The following is a 21,709-nucleotide window of genomic DNA, read 5'->3' on the forward strand; positions in this document are numbered from 1 at the left end:
ACGCTACTCTGCCGCTTCCTGCGCGGCATCCAGTTCAGCGGCCTTTTTCTCGACCTGCTCGACGATGTGGTCGATCATCTGATCGTTCGACATCTTGTGGCTGGCCTTGCCCGCCAGATAGACCATGCCCGATCCGGCCCCGCCGCCGGTGAAGCCCACGTCGGTCATCAACGCCTCTCCGGGGCCGTTCACGACGCAGCCGATGATCGACAGGGACATGGGCGTTTTGATGTGTTCCAGCCGATGCTCCAGCGCTTCGACCGTCTTGATCACATCAAACCCCTGACGCGCGCAGGAGGGGCAGGAGATGATATTCACCCCGCGATGGCGCAGGCCAAGGGACTTCAGGATTTCAAACCCGACCTTGACCTCTTCCACCGGATCGGCGGACAGGCTGACACGGATCGTGTCGCCGATCCCCATCCACAGCAGGTTCCCCAGACCGATGGCGGATTTGATGGTGCCGCTGACAAGCCCTCCGGCCTCGGTGATGCCCAGATGGATGGGCGCGTCGGTGGCGTCGGCGATGCCTTGATAGGCCGCAGCCGACAGGAACACGTCGCTGGCCTTCACGCTGATCTTGAAGTTGTGGAAATCGTTGTCCTCAAGGATACGGATATGTTCTAGCCCGCTCTCGACCATCGCCTCAGGGCATGGCTCGGCGTATTTCTCAAGCAGGTGTTTCTCCAGCGACCCCGCGTTCACCCCGATGCGGATCGAGCAATTGTGGTCCCGTGCGGCGGCGATCACCTCTTTGACCCGCTTTTCGTCACCGATATTGCCGGGGTTGATGCGCAGGCAGGCGGCCCCAGCCTCGGCAGCCTCGATCCCGCGGCGATAGTGGAAATGAATGTCGGCCACGATGGGCACCGGGCTTTCGCGCACAATCTCTTTCAATGCTTTGGAAGATGCTTCATCGGGGACCGAAACGCGCACGATATCCGCGCCCGCCTCGGCTGCGGCTTGAACCTGCGCCACGGTGGCCGCTACGTCGGTGGTCAGCGTGTTGGTCATGGTCTGCACGGCAATCGGCGCATCCCCACCAACGGGCACGTTCCCGACCATGATCTGACGGGATTTGCGGCGATAGATATCGCGCCATGGACGTACGTGATTAAGGGACATGAGGACCGGTCCGCGTCTGCCTGGGTTGCGCCTTTAGATAGTCCGGCAACCCAAACTCCGCAATGGCTAGATCATTCGGCGGGCTCTTCTGTCGCCTGCGACTGAAGCTCGGCCACGACTTGTTTCAGCGCGCTGTTCTGTTCGGCTTCCAGATCGGCAACCGCATAGGTTTCGGCCACGGACTCCTTCGACAGAACAACGCCCTTGGCGACCGTGCCCGGCGCGCCCACGGGGCCGTAATGTTCACCGTTCATCGAGAAAAACACTGAACCCGACGCGCCCGCGCGCAGTTGCGGGGGTTCTTCGGTCAGCGGCACTTCGAACACGTTGCCTTGTTCAACCGTACCCAGCGTGCCTTCGAAGATCACGCTGCCATCGGCGGCAGTGACCCGCATCCACGCCGGATTGACGGCGACAATTTTGAGCGTGGTGTCAATCTGTTCGACCACTTGCGGCAGGGCCGGTCTTTCAACCGTATGCACCTCGGCCAGCTCGACCTTCGGCGGCTCTGGCGGGCGGAACGTGCCGACATTGCGCGGATCAAGGGTCGAGATCGGAGCATCGCGGGCAACCAAGACCGGAACGTCCAGGGCCTGCGGGCGATAGAGGCGATCCAGCGCCTCAGCCGTTGGGGCAGCCGCTGTTTCGATCGTTTCACTGTTGTTGCGCGCCGCATCCAGCGGGTCGAGATCAGCCAGCACCACGGGCGCCTGTTCCACCGGGCTGACCTGCACTTGCTGAATCCGGTTCAGAACCGACCAGCCGCCATAACCAATCCCGCCGATCAGCATCAGCAGCACCAGCGATGAGCCTATTGCGCGGGGTTCAATCTGGCTGACTAGAGACTCGCGGCCCGGAACAAACGGCGTATTCGGAGAGATAAACGGATCATGTCCCATCGGGCCACGCGCCGGAGTGCCGCCAAGGGGTTTACGCACCACCGAGGCCTCAGCCGACATGCCGTGGGCGACCTCGAACCCGCTTTCCTTGCAGAAGGCGGCAAAGGTCTCATCCGGGTTCATGCCCAGGTAGCGGGCGTAGGAACGCACATACCCGGCGATGAAGCCGGGTGTGTCGAATGCATCGGGATCAGCGTTTTCGATGGCGGCGATGTAGGTGGCCTTGATCCGCAATTCACGCTGTACGTCCAGAAGCGACTTGCCCATGGTGGCGCGCTCACCGCGCATCATGTCGCCAAGCCGAACCTCATAGTCGTCATAACCTTTCGGTCTGACATCCGTGTCCTCTTCGGAATCGCGCTGTGATCTGCGCCCAATCATTCCTGCCGCCCCATTTTGCCTGTCGCGCGTTTCGCGCTAACGGCGAATCATTCCCTTAACGATTCGTCCGTTGTTTTTGTTAGCGTAAGCTTAACATGCGACAAACCAGTTGCACACTTAACCGTGAGGTTAGCCTGCAAGTTCGGCGCGATTTAGCGCACAATGTGACCAAAGTTCGTCCATCGCCTGCACCAAACGGTTCATTTCGTCGGGTCCATGCACTGGAGATGGGGTAAAGCGCAGACGTTCGGTTCCGCGCGGGACGGTCGGGAAATTGATCGGCTGCACATAAATGCCATAGTCATCCAGCAGCATATCGCTGAGTTTCTTGGTATGCACCGGATCACCCACGATAACCGGAACGATGTGGCTGCCGTGGTCGATCAGCGGCAAACCCATCCCCTTTAGCCGCAGCTTGAGGATTTTTGCCTGTGTCTGATGCTGCTCGCGCAATTCAGGCGCGCGTTTCAGATGCGCAACCGAGGCTGCAGCACCCGCAGCAACTGCGGGAGGCAGCGATGTGGTGAAAATGAACCCCGGCGCATAGGAGCGCACGGCGTCACACATCTTGGCGCTGGCGGCGATGTACCCACCCATCACGCCATAGGCCTTTGCCAGTGTGCCGTTGATAATGTCGATCCGGTGGGCCAGACGGTCCCGCTCGGTCACGCCACCGCCGCGGGGGCCGTACATGCCAACCGCGTGGACCTCATCAATATAGGTCAGCGCGCCGAATTCATCGGCCAGATCACAAATCTCTTCAATGGGGCCGAAATCACCATCCATCGAATAAACCGACTCAAACGCGATCAGCTTGGGCGCCGCAGGATCGTCAGCCTCGAGCAACTCGCGCAGATGGGCCACATCGTTATGACGGAAGATGCGCTTTGCCCCGCCATTGCGGCGCACGCCTTCGATCATCGAGGCGTGGTTCAACTCGTCAGAATAGATGATTAGGCCGGGGAACAGCTTGGGCAGCGTGCTCAGGGTTGCGTCGTTGGCGATATACGCACTTGTGAACAGCAGCGCGGCCTCTTTGCCGTGCAGATCGGCCAGCTCGGCCTCAAGTCGCTTGTGATAGACAGTTGTGCCCGAGATATTGCGGGTGCCACCCGATCCGGCACCGGCCGCATCGACGGCTTCGTGCATGGCTTCCAGAACAACAGGGTTCTGTCCCATGCCCAGATAGTCATTGCCACACCAGACGGTGATATTCTGATGCGACCCGTCCGGGCGGGTCCGCACCGCATGTGGGAACTGTCCGTTGCGACGTTCGATGTCGATAAAGGTTCGGTAACGTCCTTCGTCATGCAGCCTGGCAATCGCTGTATCGAGCTGAGCAGTATAGTCCACCGGACCCTCCTTGTCTGCCCGACGCGCTTCACGCCCCGGACAAGAATTCCGCCGTTTTTGACAGATCTTTCTGTCTGGACGGCTATTTGCGTTCTTATGCCTCAACTCAGTACAGCCAAACCGCAGAACCCAACTTTGATTTGCATCAAATATAAGTTTGGCCCCTCTGCCACAAGTGAAGTTACGGCCATCAGACGCGAGGAAACGACGCAGGGCACATACACCTCGTTGACAGGTTTCCGATATTAGACGAATTTCGGCGCCGTGCCCACTGGACGGCACCTATGACCCTGATAGGGTCCCGCACACAGCACCAAAATCAGGAGCCCGCCATGTCTTTAGACGCTGTGCTTAGCCGGATCGATTCCGATCTGCAAACTTCGATCGACCGTTTGATGGAACTGTTGCGTATCCCGTCAATCTCGACCGATCCGGCTTACAAGGAACAAGTGGATCAGGCCGCCGGTTGGCTGGTTGCCGATCTGCAAAGCCTGGGTGTTGCGGCCGAAAAGCGTGAGACAACCGGTCACCCGATGGTCGTAGGTCATGTGGGCGAAGATGGCGATGGGGCCCATGTGCTGTTCTACGGCCACTACGATGTCCAACCCGTTGACCCACTGAGCCTGTGGAATCGAGACCCGTTCGATCCCGCTATTGAAGAAACTGAAAACGGCACCGTGATCCGCGGGCGGGGTTCGTCCGACGACAAAGGCCAGTTGATGACCTTTATCGAGGCCTGCCGCGCGTGGAAGGCCGTTCACGGCAAGATGCCCTGCCGCATCACCTTCTTCTTCGAAGGCGAAGAGGAATCCGGCTCGCCCTCGTTGGTGCCGTTCCTCAAGGAACATGCCGAGGAACTGAAGGCCGATCTGGCGCTGGTCTGCGACACGTCCATGGTCTCGCGCGGTGTTCCGTCGATTGCCTCGCAACTGCGCGGCCTGCTTGAAGAGGAATTCACGCTCACCGGCCCGCGCATCGACCTGCATTCGGGCCATTACGGCGGCCCCGGCCTGAACCCGCTGCGCGAAGTGTCCAAGATCATCGCGTCATTCTATGACGAAGACACCGGCCGCGTCGCCGTCGACGGCTTCTACGAAGGCGTCCACGAGGTCTCGGCCGAGCAACTGCGCCAGTGGGAGAACTGCGGCTTTGACGAGGCGGAATATCTGAACTCGGTGGGCTATTCCCAGCCGCATGGCGAAAAGGGATACTCGACGCTGGCACAGCAATGGGCCCGGCCAACGCTTGAAATCAACGGCCTGTGGGGCGGCTATCAAGGGATCGGAACCAAAACCGTGATCCCGTCCAAGGCACATTGCAAGATTACCTGCCGTCTGGTCGGTGACATGGACCCCGCCGCGCTGCGCGGCAAGATCCGCAAACACGTCGAAGACCGCCTGTCGACCGATGCGAAGATCGAGTGGGAGGACAACGTGGCCGGCGACCCCGCCTCGGTCATGAACCTCGACCGCCCTGAATTCGAAGCCGCCCGCGGCGCGCTGTCCGAAGAATGGAACCGCGAGGCCGTGTTTACCGGCATGGGCGGCTCGATCCCCGTGGTCGGCTACTTCCACGAGGTTCTGGGGCTGGATTCGATGCTGGTGGGCTATGCCAACGATGATGACGCCATCCACTCGCCCAACGAGAAGTATGACGTCAAAAGCTTCCACAAGGGCATCCGCTCCTGGGCCCGCATTCTGGACGCTCTGAACCGTTAGGACTTTTTGCGAGGCTCTGCCTCGCGCTCCGGGATATTTTTAGCCAGATAAAGTGTGGATCCCCTGCTTCATCTGGCCAATAAATATCCCGGGGGAGTCGCGGCTTGCCGCGGCGGGGGCAGAGCCCCCTTCCCTTACATATGGATTACACGCCCATAGGCATCCAGCACGCTTTCATGCATCATCTCTGACAGGGTGGGATGCGGGAAGACGGTGTTCATCAGGTCTTCTTCGGTGGTCTCCAACTGGCGACCCACCACGTAGCCCTGAATCAACTCGGTGACCTCCGCGCCGATCATGTGTGCGCCCAGAAGCTCTCCGGTCCTGGCGTCGAACACGGTTTTGATCAGCCCCTCGGGTTCGCCCAGTGCAATCGCCTTGCCGTTGCCGATGAAGGGGAAGCGTCCAACCTTGATGTCGTAGCCAAGCTCCTTGGCCTTAGCTTCCGAGTATCCAACCGATGCGACCTGCGGCTGGCAGTAGGTGCAACCTGCAATGCTTTCGGGTTTGACCGGATGGGCGTGCTTTCCGGCGATCAGATCAGCGACCATGACACCCTCGTGGCTGGCCTTGTGTGCCAGCCAGGGCGCGCCCGCGATGTCGCCGATGGCATAGAGGCCATCGACCCCAGTGCGGCAGAATTCATCGGTGACAACATGGGTCCGGTCAATCTTAACGCCCAGAGCCTCAAGCCCGAGGTTTTCGACATTGCCCACAATGCCGACGGCCGAGATCACGGTGTCAAAGTCGTGTTTCTCGACCTTGCCCTTTACTTCGATATGGGCGGTTACTTTGCCCTTGGCGCGGTCAAGCTGCTTGACCATCGCCTTTTCCATGATCTTCATGCCCTGCTTGGTGAAGGCTTTCTTCGCGAAGGCGCTGATTTCGGCGTCTTCGACGGGCAGTACGCGGTCCATGACCTCAACCACGGTCGTATCGGCGCCCAGCGTGTTGTAGAAGCTGGCGAATTCGATGCCGATCGCGCCCGAGCCGATGACCAGCAGTTTCTTGGGCATCCGCGGCGGCTGCAGGGCGTGCTTGTAGGTCCAGACCAGATCACCGTCCGCCTCAAGGCCCGGCAGTTCGCGGGCCCGCGCGCCGGTGGCGAGGATGATGTTCTTCGCGGTCAGGTCCTCCGTGCCTTTGTCGGTCTTTACGCTGACCTTGCCTTTGGCGGGGATCGTCGCCTCACCCATCACCACGGTCACCTTGTTTTTCTTCAGCAGATGCCCGATGCCGCCCGACAGTTGCGCCGCAACCCCGCGCGAGCGTTTGACGACCGCGTCCAGATCATAGCCGACCTTGTCCGCCTTCAGACCGAAATCTTTGGCGCGCTCCATCAGGTGGAACACCTCGGACGAGCGTAGCAGCGCCTTGGTCGGGATACAGCCCCAGTTAAGACAGATGCCGCCCAGATGCTCGCGCTCAACCACTGCGGTTTTTAGCCCCAGCTGTGCAGCGCGGATTGCGGCGACATAGCCCCCTGGCCCGGCGCCAATTACGATCAGATCAAAAGATTGTGCAGCCATGTGTCCCTCTCGGCGCAGGTCAATAGAAAATTTAGTTTACCGTTAAACTAATTTTTGCAACGCATCAACACGCTGCCCCGCGACAAAAGCGACGCAGGGTCAATTTGGTCGAATTGTGCGGTTTTCAGCCTATACCCGAGGGGGCGCAATAGCTAGAAAAGAAGAGGTTGAACGCCGCAGACTTTCCCAATTCCAAGATATTCGAAAGGCTTACCATGGCCAAAACGCTCAAAGATCTTTTGCTTGCCCTGCTGAACGCGACGCTGATTTTAGTGGCACTTTGCCTGTTTCTGGGTTGGAAGCTTGTCTCGACAGTCGACGGGGTCACATCAAAATTTGCGCAGAACCTGCAGGTCGTGGCCCCTTTCCACGATCAGGCGCAGGAACTGCGAGGCGAGCTTACAAGCCTACGCAGTGAACTGGCGGACCTGCGGACCGATGGTGGTGTACTGGATGAGGCGACGGCGCAGCGTCTTAATCAGGCGTTGGGTCGGTTGGAACAGATCGAGGACAAGCTGCAAACCGTTCAGACGCGGTTTGCGGATATGGCGAACTCGCCCGAGTTGTTGATAGATCAGGCGATCACCACATCAGCCGACGTCATTGCCGACCAGATGATCGAAATCCGGGGCTGCGTGCCAGAAGCTTAGCGGGCCGCCTGCAACTCGCGCACCGTCGCGCCGTAGCCACCCATGCTGACATAGGCTGCCTCATGCTCGGTCGTGGCGCGGGACAGGGCCTCGTTCCGATAGGGAAAGCGCCCGAACTTGCGGATCACTTCGCGGTGCGCCCGTGCGTGCAGCAGATTGCTTGAATCGTCGCTGCTCATGTTCTCGCACATCAAACGCACGCAGCGTTCCTGATCACACAGGTTTTCCGAATGCATCAGCGGCAGGTAAAAGAACTGCCGGGCCGGTTCGTCGATCTTCATATCCCAACCCTTATCGATGGCACACTTTGCTGCCGCCAGCGCCGCGCGGTCGGTGGCAAAGGCCCTGGCCTCGCCCCGGAACATGTTTCGCGGGAACTGATCCATCAGAATGATGTACGCCAAGGAACCGCTTGGATAGGTCAGCCAGAGCGAAAATTTGCCCTCGTTCGCTACCTTCCATGTCTCGAAGAAACGGTCGCGGATGTCGGCGTCCAACGCCTCATCCTGCAGATACCAACCCTTGGGACCAACCTCATCTAACCAATAACTCAATACACTTTCAGGACCAACCATGCCCTAAACTCCGATTTGCACCCTCCCCAGGGACGTATCTTTATTTAAATCCGTTTTACAGAACCGTTACAGTAACATATTGCAACACAGGCGACATAATCTCGTGTCCTAGGCAACATCTTGCGTATCCTGGTCCGCTTCGGCGGCTTCTATAGCGACCTCTTGTGCCACCTCAAGCGCAACAGGTGACGCTGTTGGATACAATGTGGAGATTGTGCCGGTTTCGTCCACGGGAATCGCCGCGCGCTGGGTCGTGCGGTACAACGCATAGGCCGCTGTTGCGAACAAAAGAAGCGCGATAAACAGGAAAAAGCCCGGCGGTCCAAAGACCCCATCTCCCATGAGCCAACCGGTGATCAACGGCCCGGCAATCGCACCCAGCCCGTTGATGAACAGTAGCCCGCCCGAGGCGGCAGCCATGTCCTCGGGTTCCAGAAAGTCATTCGCGTGGGCGATGAGAAGGGAATAGAGCGGGTTGGACATGCCGCCAATGATAAAGGCGGCGGCCAGCAGGATCGGGAAGGTTACGCCAAACATCATGCCGGCGATTGCGCCACATCCCCCTGTCGCGGCGACAAGCAGGATCAGGAAGCGCCGGTCCATCCGGTCCGAGAACCAGCCCAGCGGGTATTGAAGGACGATGGCCCCAATGTAGAACGCAGCAACAAAGGTCGAGATTTCGACCAGCGTCAGCCCGGCGCGCGCGCCGTAGACCGATGCCATACCGAACTGGGCCGAGAAAACGCCGCCCAGCAGGAACATGCCCACACAGCCTAGCGGAGATTTACCCATCAACTCGCGCAGGGTCATCGGTTTGGTGGTGTCGAAAGCCGGGGTGGGTGAGATCGACAGAAGGATCGGCGCGAACGAGACTGAAACCAGGATCGACGCGATCACGAATGTCTCATACCCCGCCGGGTCACCGGCCAGCACCAGAGCCTGCGCCCCGATAATGCCGGACATCTGAACGATCATATAAAGAGACAGGGCCTGCCCCCGGTTTTCATTGCTGGCCGCGTTGTTCAGCCAGCTTTCCGCCGTGACATACACACCCGAAAAGCAGAACCCGATCAGGACGCGGCCCAGAACCCAGGCCACTGGGTCGGTCAGCATCGGGTACATGATCATGACCGCCGATATGAATGAGGCCAGCGCCGCAAAAACCCGCACGTGGCCAACGCGGCGGATCATCTCGGGCGCAAGTCGCGAGCCGCCCAGAAACCCGACAAAATAAGCCGACATGACAAAGGACATCTGCAGGGTCGAAAAGCCCTCGATCTCGCCGCGCACACCCAGGATCGTGCCCTGAAGGCCATTTCCGACCATCAGCAGCCCCATGCCGAGCAAAAGAGCCCACGCGCTGGACAGGACCTGAATCATTGGGGCCTCCGGAGTGTTGCCGACCTGTTTGGTCTTTGTTTTGCGATCAAAACCCGCCTTGGTCGCGCTTATCTACGACATTCTGGAAGTTTGATGCCCGGAACGCGCCCATCACGGGATTAAAAGCGACGCATCACCGTAGGAAAAGAAACGATATTTCTGCCGAGTGGCATGGACATAGACGTCGCGCATCCGGGCCTGTCCCATAAGAGCAGAGACCAGCATCAGCAGGGTGGATTTTGGCAGGTGGAAATTGGTCATAAGCGCGTCTGTCACCTGAAACTGAAAGCCGGGATAGATGAAGATATCTGTTTCGCCTTCCCACTGTTCGATCCGACCGCCGCGCGCGGCGCTTTCAATCAGGCGCAGCGCTGTGGTGCCGACCGGGATTACACGCCCGCCCGCCGCTTTGGTGGCCCGGATCTCTTCGGCGGCTGCGGCGCTGACCCGGCCCCATTCCGCGTGCATTTTGTGGGTCGTCACATCTTCGACTTTAACGGGCAGAAACGTGCCCGCCCCCACATGCAGGGTGACATGGCTGATCTGCACTCCGCGATCCGTCAAAGCCTGCATCAGAGGTTCGTCGAAATGTAAAGAGGCCGTTGGGGCCGCAACGGCACCCGAGTTGCGCGCCCAGATGGTCTGATAGTCGGTCTTGTCCTGTTCATCCGCCGGGCGTTTAGCCGCGATGTAGGGCGGCAGGGGCATCGCGCCAGCCTGTTCCAGCGCCTCGTCGAAATCCTCACCTGACAGGTTGAAGCGCAAACAGGCTTGGCCGTCTTCTACCCGCTCCAGGGTGGCGCTCAGGTCGTCCGAGAAAACGATACGCTCGCCCGACTTCACCTTTTTCAGCGGTTTGATCAGAGCGGCCCATGTACCATCGGCTTCAGGATCCAGCAGGGTGGCTTCGATCGCGGCTGACACGGGCCCCTGAGCGCTGTCTCGATGACGCCGACCGTTCAGGCGCGCGGGGATAACCCGCGTGTCGTTCAGCACCAGCCGGTCGCCGGGCTGCAGCCAGTGCGGCAGGTCAAACACGTGGCCGTCGGTGATCGCGTCGCCCTGCGCCACCAGCAGCCGCGCCGACGAGCGCGGGCTGGCGGGCCGGGTAGCGATCAGGTCTTCGGGCAAGTGGAAATCAAAGTCGCTCAGTTTCATGGCCGCGCCTTACAGGGCTGCAACAGATTCGGCCATATGCGGGTTTACCGGTCGCTTGCCTTTGACCCGAACGTCTTCTTAAGCTCGTCCGGCTTTTGCGGCTGCGCGTTGGGTCCGTCGGAAACCTTGGGCGCTGGCGGGCGCAGCAGATTGCGCAGGAACAGCGGGGCAAGACCGGACAGAGGGTTAACCGAGACCTTGGGCGAGGCAAGCGGCCCGGTAAGCGTGTAGTTGAAACCAATGACCCCCTCACCCTTTTTGGTAAACACGCTTCCAATGGCGTTCACCAGATAGATCGGAGAAATCGCGCCGCGCAGGTTCAGCAGCCCGGCCACTGTATCGATGGTTCCGTCAAAGGACAGGCCCATCGACGGGCCAACCGCACTGCCGCTAAGCACCTTGATTTCGGTTGGGGTGATCCGCATCCGGCTGTCGATGGTCGAGAAAAAGATGCCCTGCCCCGCCATCTCATCCAGCAACCCGACCAGGCTGATCGCGTTCAGCAGCGCGGCCATGGCCGGAGCATCCTGAATGCGCGTGTTTACGATTTTCAGGATCACGTCGTAGCTGCCCGGCGCAGTGACCGGCTCAAGCTGCAGATCAAAGCCGCCGCCGCGCGCCTGTGTCAGCACTCCGGCAGAGCGCAGGACGGCCCCGGCATTGTCAGATTTCAGGTTGACCGCGCTGCGCCCGTCGCGCGGGGTGACCTCCCCCCGGACCGCCGCGCCACCGTTGACCAGAGCCGTAAAGGGGCCACGGACGCCGCCGCTGGTCTGGAAAGCGCCTTTGAACCCGGTCAATGCAATGGTTTCGGTAACCTGCAGACGGTCCAGCGTGACGTCCAGTTTTGGACTATCCGCTACGCCTCCGCCGCCTGAGCCGAAGGTCGAGCGGCCCAGATTCAGCACACCGCCCAAAACGCGAATATCCGGAGCCGCCGAGCCGCGCGATACCAGCTCTGCCGGAACTGCCAGCCAGTTGCCCAGATCGAACGAGCTGAATTGCACGCGGTCGAATTCGCCCTCGTTGAACGAAATCGACGCCGACGTGCGCAAGCCAGCAGCATCAAGACGCAGGGAATCCACCTTTAGCTGATCCCCCAGCGTAGCCTCGGCGGTCAGCGTGCCGGTGCCGTTCGCCCCCTTACGCCAACCCAGTTCAGGGATCGCAAGCGCAACGCCGACCAGATCGGAGGATGCGCTTAGCTTCGGCGGCTCGCCCGCGCCGATGCCCAGCGTGATATCCGCCAGCCCCTTGCCGGTCAGCATCCCTTGCGGCAGGCCCGCCTTGATCTCGTCCATCAGGCGCGGTGAAAGTTCGATCTGTCCCGTCAACTCACTGCGTTGCGCGGTTTTGCCATCAATCGGCTGATACCAGCGGGCCTGAATCGGGACGTCTCCGAACAGGCCCTGCCCGTCGATTTCAACACCGTTCTGATCGCCGGTAAGGTCAAGCAGATCGGCGCTGACCGAAAATCCGGGCACCAAGCGGTCACTGCTGAGATTGCCGAGATCGCCAGAGAAGTGGAACTCGGTCTCCTGAAACTGTAACCCTTTCTTCATGGGCAGAGACAGGGTTCCCGACAACGCAACGGACCCGTCCGCCAGATCGACCGGAAGCCCCGCCTTGCTGAGCAGACTCAGTGGCGGACGATCCAGCAAGGACAAGGCGGCTGTCACGCTGCCCGCTGCATTGATCCGCGCGATGGCGGGTGAGGATTTCTTGATCTCGGTATCTGGGACGATGAACGACGTGCCCGAGGCATCAACGGCCCCGCCTTCATCGGCGATCACAACACCGCTTTCAGCCGTAGCGGTAAACCTGTTTTCAATCAGGATGGCCTGCCCTTGCGCGTTTTGAATCGGAGGCAACGTTTTGACGAACTGAATCGTCGCCTTGCTGAACCCGAAATCCAGGTAGATATCCGGTTTTTCATGGGGGCGCAGACGCAAGGCGAAATCCATGTCCGACAACTCGCCCTCGTGCAGGTTTTTCGTCACCCAATCGCGGGGCTTAGCGGCCAGGCGCTCGGGCCAGTAGCTGAGCACCTGATCCGAGGTCATCGCGTCCAGATGCGCGTCCAGATCGACAGACCAGCCATCCGGCAGCCCCACCAGATCGCCTCGCGCGCGCAGCGTGTGTTCGGTATCTTCAACCGTCAACTGTCCGACACGCAGCCGAAACGGGTCGAGTTTCAACTGAAGGTCCAATTCCGCATGTGTCAGATCCAGCGGTTCCGGAAACAGGTTCGCCGGGTTCACGTTCAGCCCTGAAAACCGCAGTTGCGCGGACAGGCTTTCCAGCACGCCGTTTTCGACACCCTGCAGAAAGGCTTTGCCATCCGCTTGAATCGACCCCCAGGCGGACATGACAGACACTTCGTTGAAGTCCAGCGCCTGCTGCTTGGGATCATAGGTGAAATAAGTGCGCGCTGAGTCGAACGGAACCGGAAGGGTCTCGGGGTTCGGCTGCAGCGCGCCAGCGCCCAGGTTCAGCGTCGCGAACAGGGGGCCAATCGCGCCGTCGCCATCCACGCTGCCGCGCAGGGCACCAGATATTGGCGCGCGCAGGTATTGCAACCAGGCCAACGCCGCGCTTTGCCCGGCGATGTCTTCCGCCGGAAGATCGGTGATCGAAACGCCGAAGCTTGCCGACGGGGTACCCAGAACACTGGTATAGTTCGCCTCAATCTCGCTGGCATAGTCGCGGCCCGACAGCACCGAGAAGCCGGTGGCTAGGCGCATTTCACTGGCGCTGCGCGTGGCCTGTATGTGGCCACCATCCATGACCCACGACCGACCTTGTCGCAGATCGGTGAAATCCAGCGTAATCGCATCCACCTGAACCGAGGTCAGCGCCGACAGCGCCGGAGACAGAAAAACCTCATCCGCAGTTTCGATCAGTTGCGCGAGGTTCGGAGCCTCCTGCACAGGAGCACTTCCCGCACCCACAGTCAGTGTCAGCGCCCCGTCCACCCCGCGTGTCAAAGCGATCTGGGCTCCGCTGAGGTTGATCCGTTTGGGCCGCACATGCCCGCGCAGCAACGGGCGCATCGCAAGGCTTGCGCGCATGTCAGACACCTGCGCGATCTGCTGACCCGCCGCGTCGCTGATGCTGACATCCGTCAGGCGCAAGCGCGGCCGCCATCCTTCGTGAATGATAAAGCTGACATCGCCAAAGCGGATTTGCAGCCCGCCCATGTTCTGTTCCAACCGGGCCTCGACCCGATCACGAACCCAGACGGGTGCGTGGATGGTCTGGCCCAGAACCATGAAACCGGCAAACAGCGCCAGAACCACCAGAAGCAACGTGCCCCGCATGGCCCACAGCCCGGCAGCACGGCGGCGGGAACGGCGACGTTTGGGTTTCCCCGCCGTCTCGTTACCTTCCTGTTTCTGCTGCACCAATTTGCTATCCACGCCTTTCCACCCGTCCGGGATGCCCTATGATAATCGGCAGCCCTTAATTCTCTTTACCGGAGTTTCCAATGCCCGACATTTCAGACATGGCCCCTGACTTCACCCTGCCGCGGGACGGTGGCGGCGAGGTGACACTTTCCGATCTGCGCGGTGGTACCGTCGTTCTGTTCTTTTACCCCCGCGATGATACGCCGGGCTGCACCAAGGAATCTATTGGTTTCTCAGAACAACTTCAGGCCTTTGCGGATTCAGGTGCTCACGTTTTCGGCATCTCGCGGGACAGCGTGGCCAAGCATGACAAGTTTGTCGCCAAGCACGGCCTGACCACGCCGCTTCTGTCGGACGAGAACTCGACCGTTTGCGAGGATTACGGCGTGTGGGTCGAAAAGAACATGTACGGGCGCAAATCCATGGGGATCGAGCGGTCGACCTTTATCATCGATGGCGCGGGCAAGATCGCCCGCGTCTGGCGCAAGGTCAAAGTGCCCGGCCATGTTGATGAAGTGCTTGAGGCGGTCAAAGCCCTCTGACCCTCGACCCCGCGCGCCATCCGGTCTATCACCCGCAGCGATACTAGCAGGCGGAGCGATAAAGTGCCCCAAACACTGACCCAAATGGCGACCGAGGTACTGACAACAGCGGACGGGTGGGCAAAAACCGCCCTGTCCAAACGCCACGCGGCCGCGTGGTTCGCCGCCCGCAAGGGTGACGCCGAAGCGATCGAGGTCGGCACTGCAACGCCACCGCCGAACCCGGCCCGCCCCGAAAAGCCCGAACTCTTGTCCCCCCGCGACGTACCCAAACGGCGGCCGGGCACCGAGGCCGGGCGTATCGCCCTGCTGCACGCGGTGGCGCATATCGAGCTTAACGCGGTCGATCTGCACTGGGACATCATCGCTCGGTTCGGGCATGTGCCGATGCCCATCGGGTTCTACGACGACTGGGTCAAATGCGCCGAGGAAGAATCGCGCCATTTCGAGATGGTCTGCGATTGCCTTGAGAGTATGGGCAGCCATTACGGCGCCCTGCCCGCCCATGCGGGCATGTGGCGCGCAGCGGAAGACACTGCCGAGGACTTGATGGGCCGCCTGGCGGTGGTTCCCATGGTGCTAGAGGCGCGCGGGCTGGACGTCACCCCCGGCATGATCGACATCTTTCGCAAGGCCAAAGCCGATAAGGCCATCGCCGCGCTGGAGGCGATCTATGCAGAAGAGGTCGGCCATGTGGCCTATGGATCGAAATGGTTCCATTTCCTCTGCGGTCGCGAAAACGCCGACCCGAAGGATGTGTTCCACGATCTCGTCCGGCGCTATTTCCACGGGGTCCTCAAGCCCCCGTTCAACGAAGAAAAACGCGCCGAGGCCGGGTTGCCGCCCGACTTCTACTGGCCGCTGACCGAAGACCTGCCTGCGCCCGGTCAGGTCTCAAAATGATGTGTTCCCGTTAATTTCGGCAATATCCCGCCGATGAACCGCGGAAAATCCGCATGGATCGCGGCGGATGGGTCAACAAACTTGCCCGACCGCGACCGGCCCTTTATGCAAACGCCCCAAGGGACGGCGACGCACTCACTCACGACCGGTCCCGATCTTGGGGACGAGAGGATAAGACGCGTGAGAACACGTCTGGCAATCAAACTACATGCGCTGCTTGAACGGCACTTTCCCGAACGCCGGGTCTTTCTGAAATCCGACAAAGACACACGGTTTATCCGTCTGAGTTCCGAGACGCAGGTGGCAGCCGTCGCCGGTGTCGCGGTCATGGTCGGCTGGACAGCAGTGGCCACGGCGATCCTGCTGATGGACAGCATCGGGTCGGGCAACTTCCGCGAGCAGGCGAAACGGGATCAGGCCACCTATCAGGAACGTCTGAACATCCTGTCGACCGAGCGCGATGCGCGGGCGCAGGAAGCGCTGGCGGCACAGGACCGGTTCAATGCGGCGCTGGAGCAGATTTCGGCGATGCAGTCGGAACTTCTGGCTTCGGAGAACCGCCGCCGCGAGTTGGAGACCGGGATCGAAGTGATCCAGACCACCCTGCGCGCCACCATGAAGCAGCGCGAAGAGGTTCGGACCGAACTGGCCAAGCTGCAACAGGAAACCGACGGCACCGACATGTATATGGCCTCGGTCGCCAACCCTGCTCAGATGGAATTCATGACCGACGCGCTGGCCCGCACGGCAGAGCAGCGTGACCAGATCGCCGCCAATGCGCTGGACGCGCTGGATCAACGGGACGATCTGGAACTGGAAATCCGCCTGATGCAGGAACGCAACGACGAGATTTTCCGCCAGTTGGAAGAGGCGATGGTGATCTCGGTCGAGCCGCTGGACAAGATGTTCCGCAGCGCAGGCATGCCCACAGATCGTATCATCGAAGAGGTCCGGCGCGGATATAGCGGTATGGGCGGTCCGCTGACCCCTTTATCCTTCAGCACACGCGGTGAGGAAGAAGACCTGTCTGCGGACGAGGTCCGGGCGAACACGTTGCTGCAACAGATGGATCAGCTGAACCTCTATCGCATTGCCGCTGAAAAAGCCCCCTTCGCCAGCCCGGTAAACGCAGCCGTGCGCTATACCAGCGGCTACGGCACCCGCCGGGACCCCAAAACCGGTGGTCGGCGCATGCATAACGGTGCAGATTTCGCGGGCGCGCATGGCACGGATATCTTTGCAACCGCCGACGGAGTCGTCACCCACGCGGGCTGGCAATCGGGCTTTGGACGGCTGGTCAAGATCAAGCACGCCTTCGGAATTGAGACACTTTACGCTCATAACACCAAGATCAACGTAAAGGTCGGTCAAAGGGTCTCGCGCGGGGATCATATTGCTGATATGGGTAGCACCGGACGGTCTACCGGCACACATTTGCACTATGAGGTGCGTGTGAACGGAAAACCTGTAAACCCAATGACTTACATCAAGGCTGCGAGAAATGTTTTCTAAGAGCAAAATCAACGAGCCCGGGTCGAAAGAAGCCGAGGCAGCAAAACCCGCCGCTCCGGCCACACCGGCGACCCCTGCACCGGCTGAAACCAAGGCCAGCACCCCGCCCAAGCCCAAACCTCCGGCATCGGTTCTATCTTCGGACCTGCACATCACCGGCAACCTCAAGACGAGCGGTGATATTCAGGTTGAAGGCACCGTCGAAGGCGACATCCGCGCGCATCTGCTGACCATCGGCGAAACCGCCACCATCAAGGGCGAAGTCACCGCCGACGACGTCGTTGTCAACGGTCGCATCGTGGGCCGCGTACGTGGCCTGAAGGTCCGCCTGACCTCGACCGCACGGGTCGAAGGCGACATCATCCACAAGACCATCGCCATCGAAAGCGGCGCGCATTTCGAAGGCTCGGTCCAGCGTCAGGACGACCCCCTGAACCCGGGCCGCAGCGGCAAATCGGGCGCGAACCCGGCGGCGGAAGTGAAGCAGTAAGCTTCAACCCCGACACAGTGACAGAAATCGGCAGCGCCGCAGGAGGTCCTGCGGCGCTCTGTTTTTTGGAGCGCTCATCAGGGTTTTGGGGATGTCCTTAGAGTGGACAAATCGGACACCTCCTCTCAATGAATGTCGTTCTGGTGTGCAGGAACTCTTGACAAATCTATGGCCAAGGAACTGACCCACTTACATTCGCGCCCGTCACGGGCGGCGATGATCCGGTCTTCGACGTGACCTGCCTCCCAGACAGCAACACACTCCAATCCAAGACACTCGCTCAGAACCGCCGGACGTTCGCCACCATGCTGCCCAAAGTCTGAATGATAAAGTGACAGCGCCCCGGAAATTCTATCCTGCTTAAATCGGCAATCTTCTGCCATCACGTCACTTCGGGGTTCAACCCGGCCTATTTTTAGCCAATAACCTTTGCCTATAACATTGCTATAGACAAAAGACTTGAACAGTATCGGCAGGTGGATCAACTCTTCGATTTCCGGGCGCTCTGAGAATAATCCTTCGAAAACCGCGACGAAGTATTCTTCACCCAATTGCCCATAAGCCCAATGGTTTTCTGCAATTGGAATCTCAACCAATGCCCCAGCCTGCCAGCGCTGCCGTTTCTTAGGTTGGCCTCTTTGTGCTTTCATATCTGTTTTCACGACCATGTCTTGTGCATCGCATACTGAGCACCTCTCCTCAATGTGAATTCGGCTCAGAACCGACGCATTTGCTCTGCTGGACGCCCGGCAATACCCCCTTGTACCTACGGCTCCAATCTGCGTCATCTAGGTGGATGACTCCGCTCTCTTTAACAGTTTCATAAAATCCACTTTCTGAATTAAACTAAAACCCATTGATTTGCGGAGGTGTTTTCATGTCATCGAAACTTATGGCCGAGTTCTTCGGCACATTCTGGCTGGTCCTTGGCGGCTGTGGCAGCGCGGTTCTGGCGGCGGGTGTTGCAGATGTGGGCATCGGGTGGCTGGGCGTTTCACTGGCCTTTGGCCTGACGGTTCTGACGATGGCCTATACGGTGGGCCATATCTCGGGCGGGCATTTCAACCCGGCGGTGAGCCTGGGCCTGATGATCGGCGGGCGCTTTCCGGCCAAGGACCTGTTGCCCTACTGGGCCGCGCAAGTGATCGGCGCGATTGCGGCGGCTGTGGTTCTGTATCTGATCGTCAGCGGCGCGCCGGATTTCGCCGGGGTCGGCGGTTTTGCATCCAACGGGTACGGCGAGGCGTCTCCCGGAGGGTATTCGCTGATGTCTGCGTTGGTGATCGAGATTGTGATGACCGCGTTCTTCATCCTGATCATTCTGGGCGCCACGTCCAGCGGAGCGCCGGCAGGGTTCGCCCCCATCGCAATCGGTCTGGGGCTTACGCTGATCCATCTGGTGTCGATCCCGGTGACCAACACTTCGGTCAACCCGGCTCGCTCGACCGGCGTGGCGCTGTTTGCCGACAGCCCTGCCCTTGCGCAGCTTTGGCTGTTCTGGGTCGCCCCGCTGATCGGCGGAGCGGTCGGTGCGCTGATCTGGAAAGCCATGTCGGCGGATGACTGACAAACCGCATTGCGTTAGGCGGCTGTGAAGAAACAGAACCCCGGCACTGCAAGCAGCGCCGGGGTTTTTCGTTACTCCGTAACCGTGACTTTCTTCATCACGTCGGGCTGGCCGATAACGGCCCCGTTCTGGCCGTCACCGCGCTTGATCGCGTCAACCACGTCCATGCCGCCTGTGACCTGACCGACGACAGTATACTGCCCGTCCAGAAACGGACCCGGTGCGAACATGATGAAGAACTGCGAGTTGGCGCTGTTGGGGTTCTGCGACCGAGCCATACCCACGACACCCCGGTCAAAGGTGATGTCCGAGAACTCGGCAGGCAGATCGGGGCGGTCTGAACCACCACGCCCGGCGTAGCTGGCGTTGAAGCCGTCACTGGTCTGATTGCCGTACTGAACGTCTCCGGTCTGGGCCATGAAGCCGTCGATCACGCGGTGAAACACCACGCCGTCATACTGACCCTCGGACGCCAGCGCCGCGATCTGTTCCACGTGTTTCGGGGCAACGTCATCGAACAGGTCAACGGTGATGGTGCCGTTTGCACCCTCGCCTTCGACCTCAATCTCCAGACCCGTGGCCAGCGCGGGGCTGGCCAGCAGGGCGAATGCGGCGGCCAGCTTATGCATCGGCGGCCACCTTGACGCTGATCATGCGGTCGGGGTTCGCGGGCGGCTCGCCGCGCACGATGGCGTCCACATGCTCCATCCCGTCGATGACGCGGCCATAAACGGTGTATTGGCCGTTCAGGAAGTGGTTGTCCTTGAAGTTGATGAAGAACTGAGAGTTGGCCGAATCCGGGTTCTGCGACCGCGCCGCACCCAGCGTGCCCCGGTCATGCGGAAGCTTGGAAAACTCGGCCGGCACGTTGGGCAGCGACGACCCGCCGGTGCCTGCCATACGCAGGTTGAACCCGTCTTCCATATCGCCGTGCTGTACATCACCGGTCTGGGCCATGAACCCGTCGATTACACGATGGAAGGCCACGTTGTCATACTCTCCGCCGCGCGCCAGTTCCTTCATCCGCGCGCTGTGCTGGGGCGCGACGTCGGGCAGCAATTCGATCACGACATTGCCGTCCTTCAGTTCGATGATGATGGTGTTTTCGGGGTCTTTGATCTCGGCCATGAGGCCCTCCTGTCGATTGGTCTTGGCAAATACCTATGCCCCAAGCGGGTGAAAGCCAAGTGACGCATTGACCTGAGGGCAAAATGCAGGAAAAGAACCGCCTAAATTAGGTATCAAAACACGAGGATTGCGCGATGGGCTGGAAAACGCTGGACGACATGGACCTGAACGGCAAACGCGTACTGGTGCGCGTCGATATCAACGTGCCGGTGGTAGATGGTATTGTGACCGACGCCACCCGCATCCAGCGCATCGTTCCCACCGTGCGCGATATTCTGGCTGCTGGGGGCAAGCCGATCCTTCTGGCCCATTTCGGTCGTCCCGGTGGGGAACGTCGCGAGAGCCTGTCTCTGAAACAGTTGGTTCCGACACTTGAGGCCTCGTTCGGGGCCGAGGTTCTGTTTGCCGCCGACTGTGTGGGCGCCGAGGCGGAACTGGCGGCGCAGGCGCTGCAACCCGGTCAGGTTCTGCTGCTGGAAAACACTCGCTTCCACGCCGCCGAGACCAAGAACGATCCCGATCTGGCCGCCGGAATGGCGCGACTGGGCGATGCCTATTGCAACGATGCGTTTTCCGCCGCGCACCGCGCCCATAGTTCGACCGAGGCGCTTGCGCGCCTGCTGCCCGCCTGCGCCGGTCGTTTGATGCAGGCCGAACTTGAGGCGCTGGAAGGCGCGTTGGGCGCACCGAAGCGTCCCGTGACGGCTGTGGTCGGAGGCGCGAAAGTCTCGACCAAGCTGGAGCTTCTGGGCAACCTGATCGACAAGGTGGATTTTCTGGTGATCGGCGGCGGGATGGCGAACACCTTTCTGGTGGCCCAAGGCGTGAGCGTCGGCAAATCACTGGCCGAGCGCGAGATGAAAGACACCGCAGCCGACATTCTTGCCAAAGCCGCGACCTCAGGCTGCAAGATCGTGTTGCCGACGGATATCGTCACTGCCCAGAAGTTCGAAGCCCACGCCCCGCATCAGGTGCTGCCTGCGGATCAATGCCCCGAGGACAGCATGATCCTGGACGCGGGTCCCGACAGCGTGGCCGCGATCTCGAACATCTTCGGACAAAGCCAGACGTTGATCTGGAACGGCCCGCTGGGCGCGTTCGAACTTGAACCCTTTGACGCGGCCACCAACGCAGCCGCGCTGAAAGCGGCGGCTTTGACGCGGTCTGGTCAGTTGGTCTCGGTCGCGGGGGGCGGGGATACGGTTGCGGCGCTCAACGCCTCGGGCGCGGCGCGGGTTTTTTCTTATATCTCGACGGCAGGTGGTGCGTTTCTGGAATGGATGGAAGGCAAAACCCTTCCCGGCGTCGCCGCGCTGGAGCAGTAGTTTCGGCGCGCCCTGTGACTTTCTGACTCGAAAGCGGAATTTCCGTAAATCAAGGGATTCACAAGGC

19 protein-coding genes are annotated in these 21,709 nt (G+C 60.3%); 8 read left to right on the forward strand and 11 right to left on the reverse strand.

All coding sequences use genetic code 11. The features are described from left to right. Window positions 1-3 precede the first annotated feature (3 nt). From ispG to hemA, 3 genes are all read right to left on the reverse strand, one after another. Window positions 4-1,125: a flavodoxin-dependent (E)-4-hydroxy-3-methylbut-2-enyl-diphosphate synthase gene (gene ispG / locus ACR0JN_RS04990; protein WP_480884578.1), complete on the reverse strand. Its 1,122-nt coding sequence runs from the start codon at window positions 1,123-1,125 to the stop codon at window positions 4-6. 71 nt (window positions 1,126-1,196) lie between these two features. Next, on the reverse strand, window positions 1,197-2,405 hold the full coding sequence (locus ACR0JN_RS04995; RefSeq protein ID WP_480884579.1) for a helix-turn-helix domain-containing protein: 1,209 nt from the start codon (window positions 2,403-2,405) through the stop codon (window positions 1,197-1,199). 129 nt (window positions 2,406-2,534) lie between these two features. Then, window positions 2,535-3,758, reverse strand: coding sequence for a 5-aminolevulinate synthase (gene hemA / locus ACR0JN_RS05000; protein WP_480884580.1), 1,224 nt, complete (start codon window positions 3,756-3,758; stop codon window positions 2,535-2,537). A 332-nt stretch (window positions 3,759-4,090) separates the two neighbouring features. On the opposite strand from hemA, the gene ACR0JN_RS05005 reads away from it, so the two are divergent. Further along, window positions 4,091-5,476 (forward strand): M20/M25/M40 family metallo-hydrolase, encoded by a 1,386-nt coding sequence (locus ACR0JN_RS05005; protein WP_480884581.1) that lies wholly within the window; start codon window positions 4,091-4,093, stop codon window positions 5,474-5,476. 134 nt (window positions 5,477-5,610) lie between these two features. Here the strand turns inward: ACR0JN_RS05005 and lpdA are convergent, their stop codons facing one another. Beyond that, entirely contained in the window at window positions 5,611-7,005 is a 1,395-nt protein-coding gene (gene lpdA, locus ACR0JN_RS05010; protein ID WP_480884582.1) for a dihydrolipoyl dehydrogenase, read from the reverse strand. 215 nt (window positions 7,006-7,220) lie between these two features. Here lpdA and ACR0JN_RS05015 point away from each other — a divergent pair, with 215 nt between their 5' ends. After that, complete coding sequence (locus tag ACR0JN_RS05015) at window positions 7,221-7,655, forward strand: hypothetical protein (RefSeq protein WP_480884583.1); 435 nt, start codon at window positions 7,221-7,223, stop codon at window positions 7,653-7,655. Here ACR0JN_RS05015 and ACR0JN_RS05020 read toward each other — a convergent pair. The 4 genes from ACR0JN_RS05020 to ACR0JN_RS05035 all read right to left on the reverse strand — a co-directional run bounded on the left by ACR0JN_RS05020 (window position 7,652) and on the right by ACR0JN_RS05035 (window position 14,187). Further along, on the reverse strand, window positions 7,652-8,230 hold the full coding sequence (locus tag ACR0JN_RS05020) for a DUF924 family protein (RefSeq protein WP_480884584.1): 579 nt from the start codon (window positions 8,228-8,230) through the stop codon (window positions 7,652-7,654). The genes ACR0JN_RS05015 and ACR0JN_RS05020 overlap by 4 nt on opposite strands. 108 nt (window positions 8,231-8,338) lie before the next feature. Beyond that, complete coding sequence (locus ACR0JN_RS05025; RefSeq protein WP_480884585.1) at window positions 8,339-9,610, reverse strand: MFS transporter; 1,272 nt, start codon at window positions 9,608-9,610, stop codon at window positions 8,339-8,341. A 111-nt stretch (window positions 9,611-9,721) separates the two neighbouring features. After that, entirely contained in the window at window positions 9,722-10,768 is a 1,047-nt protein-coding gene (queA, locus tag ACR0JN_RS05030) for a tRNA preQ1(34) S-adenosylmethionine ribosyltransferase-isomerase QueA (RefSeq protein ID WP_480884586.1), read from the reverse strand. 44 nt (window positions 10,769-10,812) lie between these two features. Next, window positions 10,813-14,187, reverse strand: coding sequence for a YhdP family protein (locus ACR0JN_RS05035; protein ID WP_480884587.1), 3,375 nt, complete (start codon window positions 14,185-14,187; stop codon window positions 10,813-10,815). A gap of 68 nt (window positions 14,188-14,255) precedes the next feature. On the opposite strand from ACR0JN_RS05035, the gene ACR0JN_RS05040 reads away from it, so the two are divergent. The 4 genes from ACR0JN_RS05040 (at window position 14,256) to ACR0JN_RS05055 (ending at window position 17,622) form a co-directional block, all read left to right on the forward strand. Next, window positions 14,256-14,717 carry a peroxiredoxin gene (locus tag ACR0JN_RS05040; protein ID WP_480884588.1) on the forward strand — a complete coding sequence of 154 codons (462 nt, stop codon included), beginning with the start codon at window positions 14,256-14,258 and terminating at the stop codon, window positions 14,715-14,717. An 84-nt stretch (window positions 14,718-14,801) separates the two neighbouring features. Further along, a complete protein-coding gene (locus ACR0JN_RS05045; RefSeq protein ID WP_480885008.1) occupies window positions 14,802-15,620 on the forward strand; it encodes a ferritin-like domain-containing protein in 819 nt (272 codons plus the stop codon). Between the two features lie 180 nt (window positions 15,621-15,800). Continuing rightward, on the forward strand, window positions 15,801-17,132 hold the full coding sequence (locus ACR0JN_RS05050) for a DUF5930 domain-containing protein (RefSeq protein ID WP_480815310.1): 1,332 nt from the start codon (window positions 15,801-15,803) through the stop codon (window positions 17,130-17,132). After that, the gene (locus ACR0JN_RS05055; protein ID WP_480815309.1) at window positions 17,122-17,622 is read left to right on the forward strand and encodes a bactofilin family protein; all 501 of its coding nucleotides are present in this window, start codon (window positions 17,122-17,124) and stop codon (window positions 17,620-17,622) included. Before ACR0JN_RS05050 ends, ACR0JN_RS05055 begins: the two co-directional genes overlap by 11 nt. 125 nt (window positions 17,623-17,747) lie before the next feature. Here the strand turns inward: ACR0JN_RS05055 and ACR0JN_RS05060 are convergent, their stop codons facing one another. Further along, window positions 17,748-18,284: a hypothetical protein gene (locus tag ACR0JN_RS05060; RefSeq protein WP_480884589.1), complete on the reverse strand. Its 537-nt coding sequence runs from the start codon at window positions 18,282-18,284 to the stop codon at window positions 17,748-17,750. Between the two features lie 215 nt (window positions 18,285-18,499). Here ACR0JN_RS05060 and aqpZ point away from each other — a divergent pair, with 215 nt between their 5' ends. Next, on the forward strand, window positions 18,500-19,189 hold the full coding sequence (aqpZ, locus tag ACR0JN_RS05065) for an aquaporin Z (RefSeq protein ID WP_480884590.1): 690 nt from the start codon (window positions 18,500-18,502) through the stop codon (window positions 19,187-19,189). Window positions 19,190-19,260: 71 nt separating this feature from the next. Here the strand turns inward: aqpZ and ACR0JN_RS05070 are convergent, their stop codons facing one another. Together ACR0JN_RS05070 and ACR0JN_RS05075 are read right to left on the reverse strand one after the other, a co-directional pair. Continuing rightward, on the reverse strand, window positions 19,261-19,818 hold the full coding sequence (locus ACR0JN_RS05070) for a peptidylprolyl isomerase (protein WP_480884591.1): 558 nt from the start codon (window positions 19,816-19,818) through the stop codon (window positions 19,261-19,263). After that, on the reverse strand, window positions 19,811-20,317 hold the full coding sequence (locus ACR0JN_RS05075) for a peptidylprolyl isomerase (RefSeq protein WP_480573455.1): 507 nt from the start codon (window positions 20,315-20,317) through the stop codon (window positions 19,811-19,813). The genes ACR0JN_RS05070 and ACR0JN_RS05075 overlap by 8 nt, the downstream gene beginning before the upstream one ends. 134 nt (window positions 20,318-20,451) lie before the next feature. Between ACR0JN_RS05075 and ACR0JN_RS05080 the strand changes: the two genes are divergently transcribed. Beyond that, window positions 20,452-21,642: a phosphoglycerate kinase gene (locus ACR0JN_RS05080; protein ID WP_480884592.1), complete on the forward strand. Its 1,191-nt coding sequence runs from the start codon at window positions 20,452-20,454 to the stop codon at window positions 21,640-21,642. Window positions 21,643-21,709: the final 67 nt, after the last annotated feature.

The sequence above is a fragment of the Ruegeria sp. G12 genome, assembly GCF_056533565.1.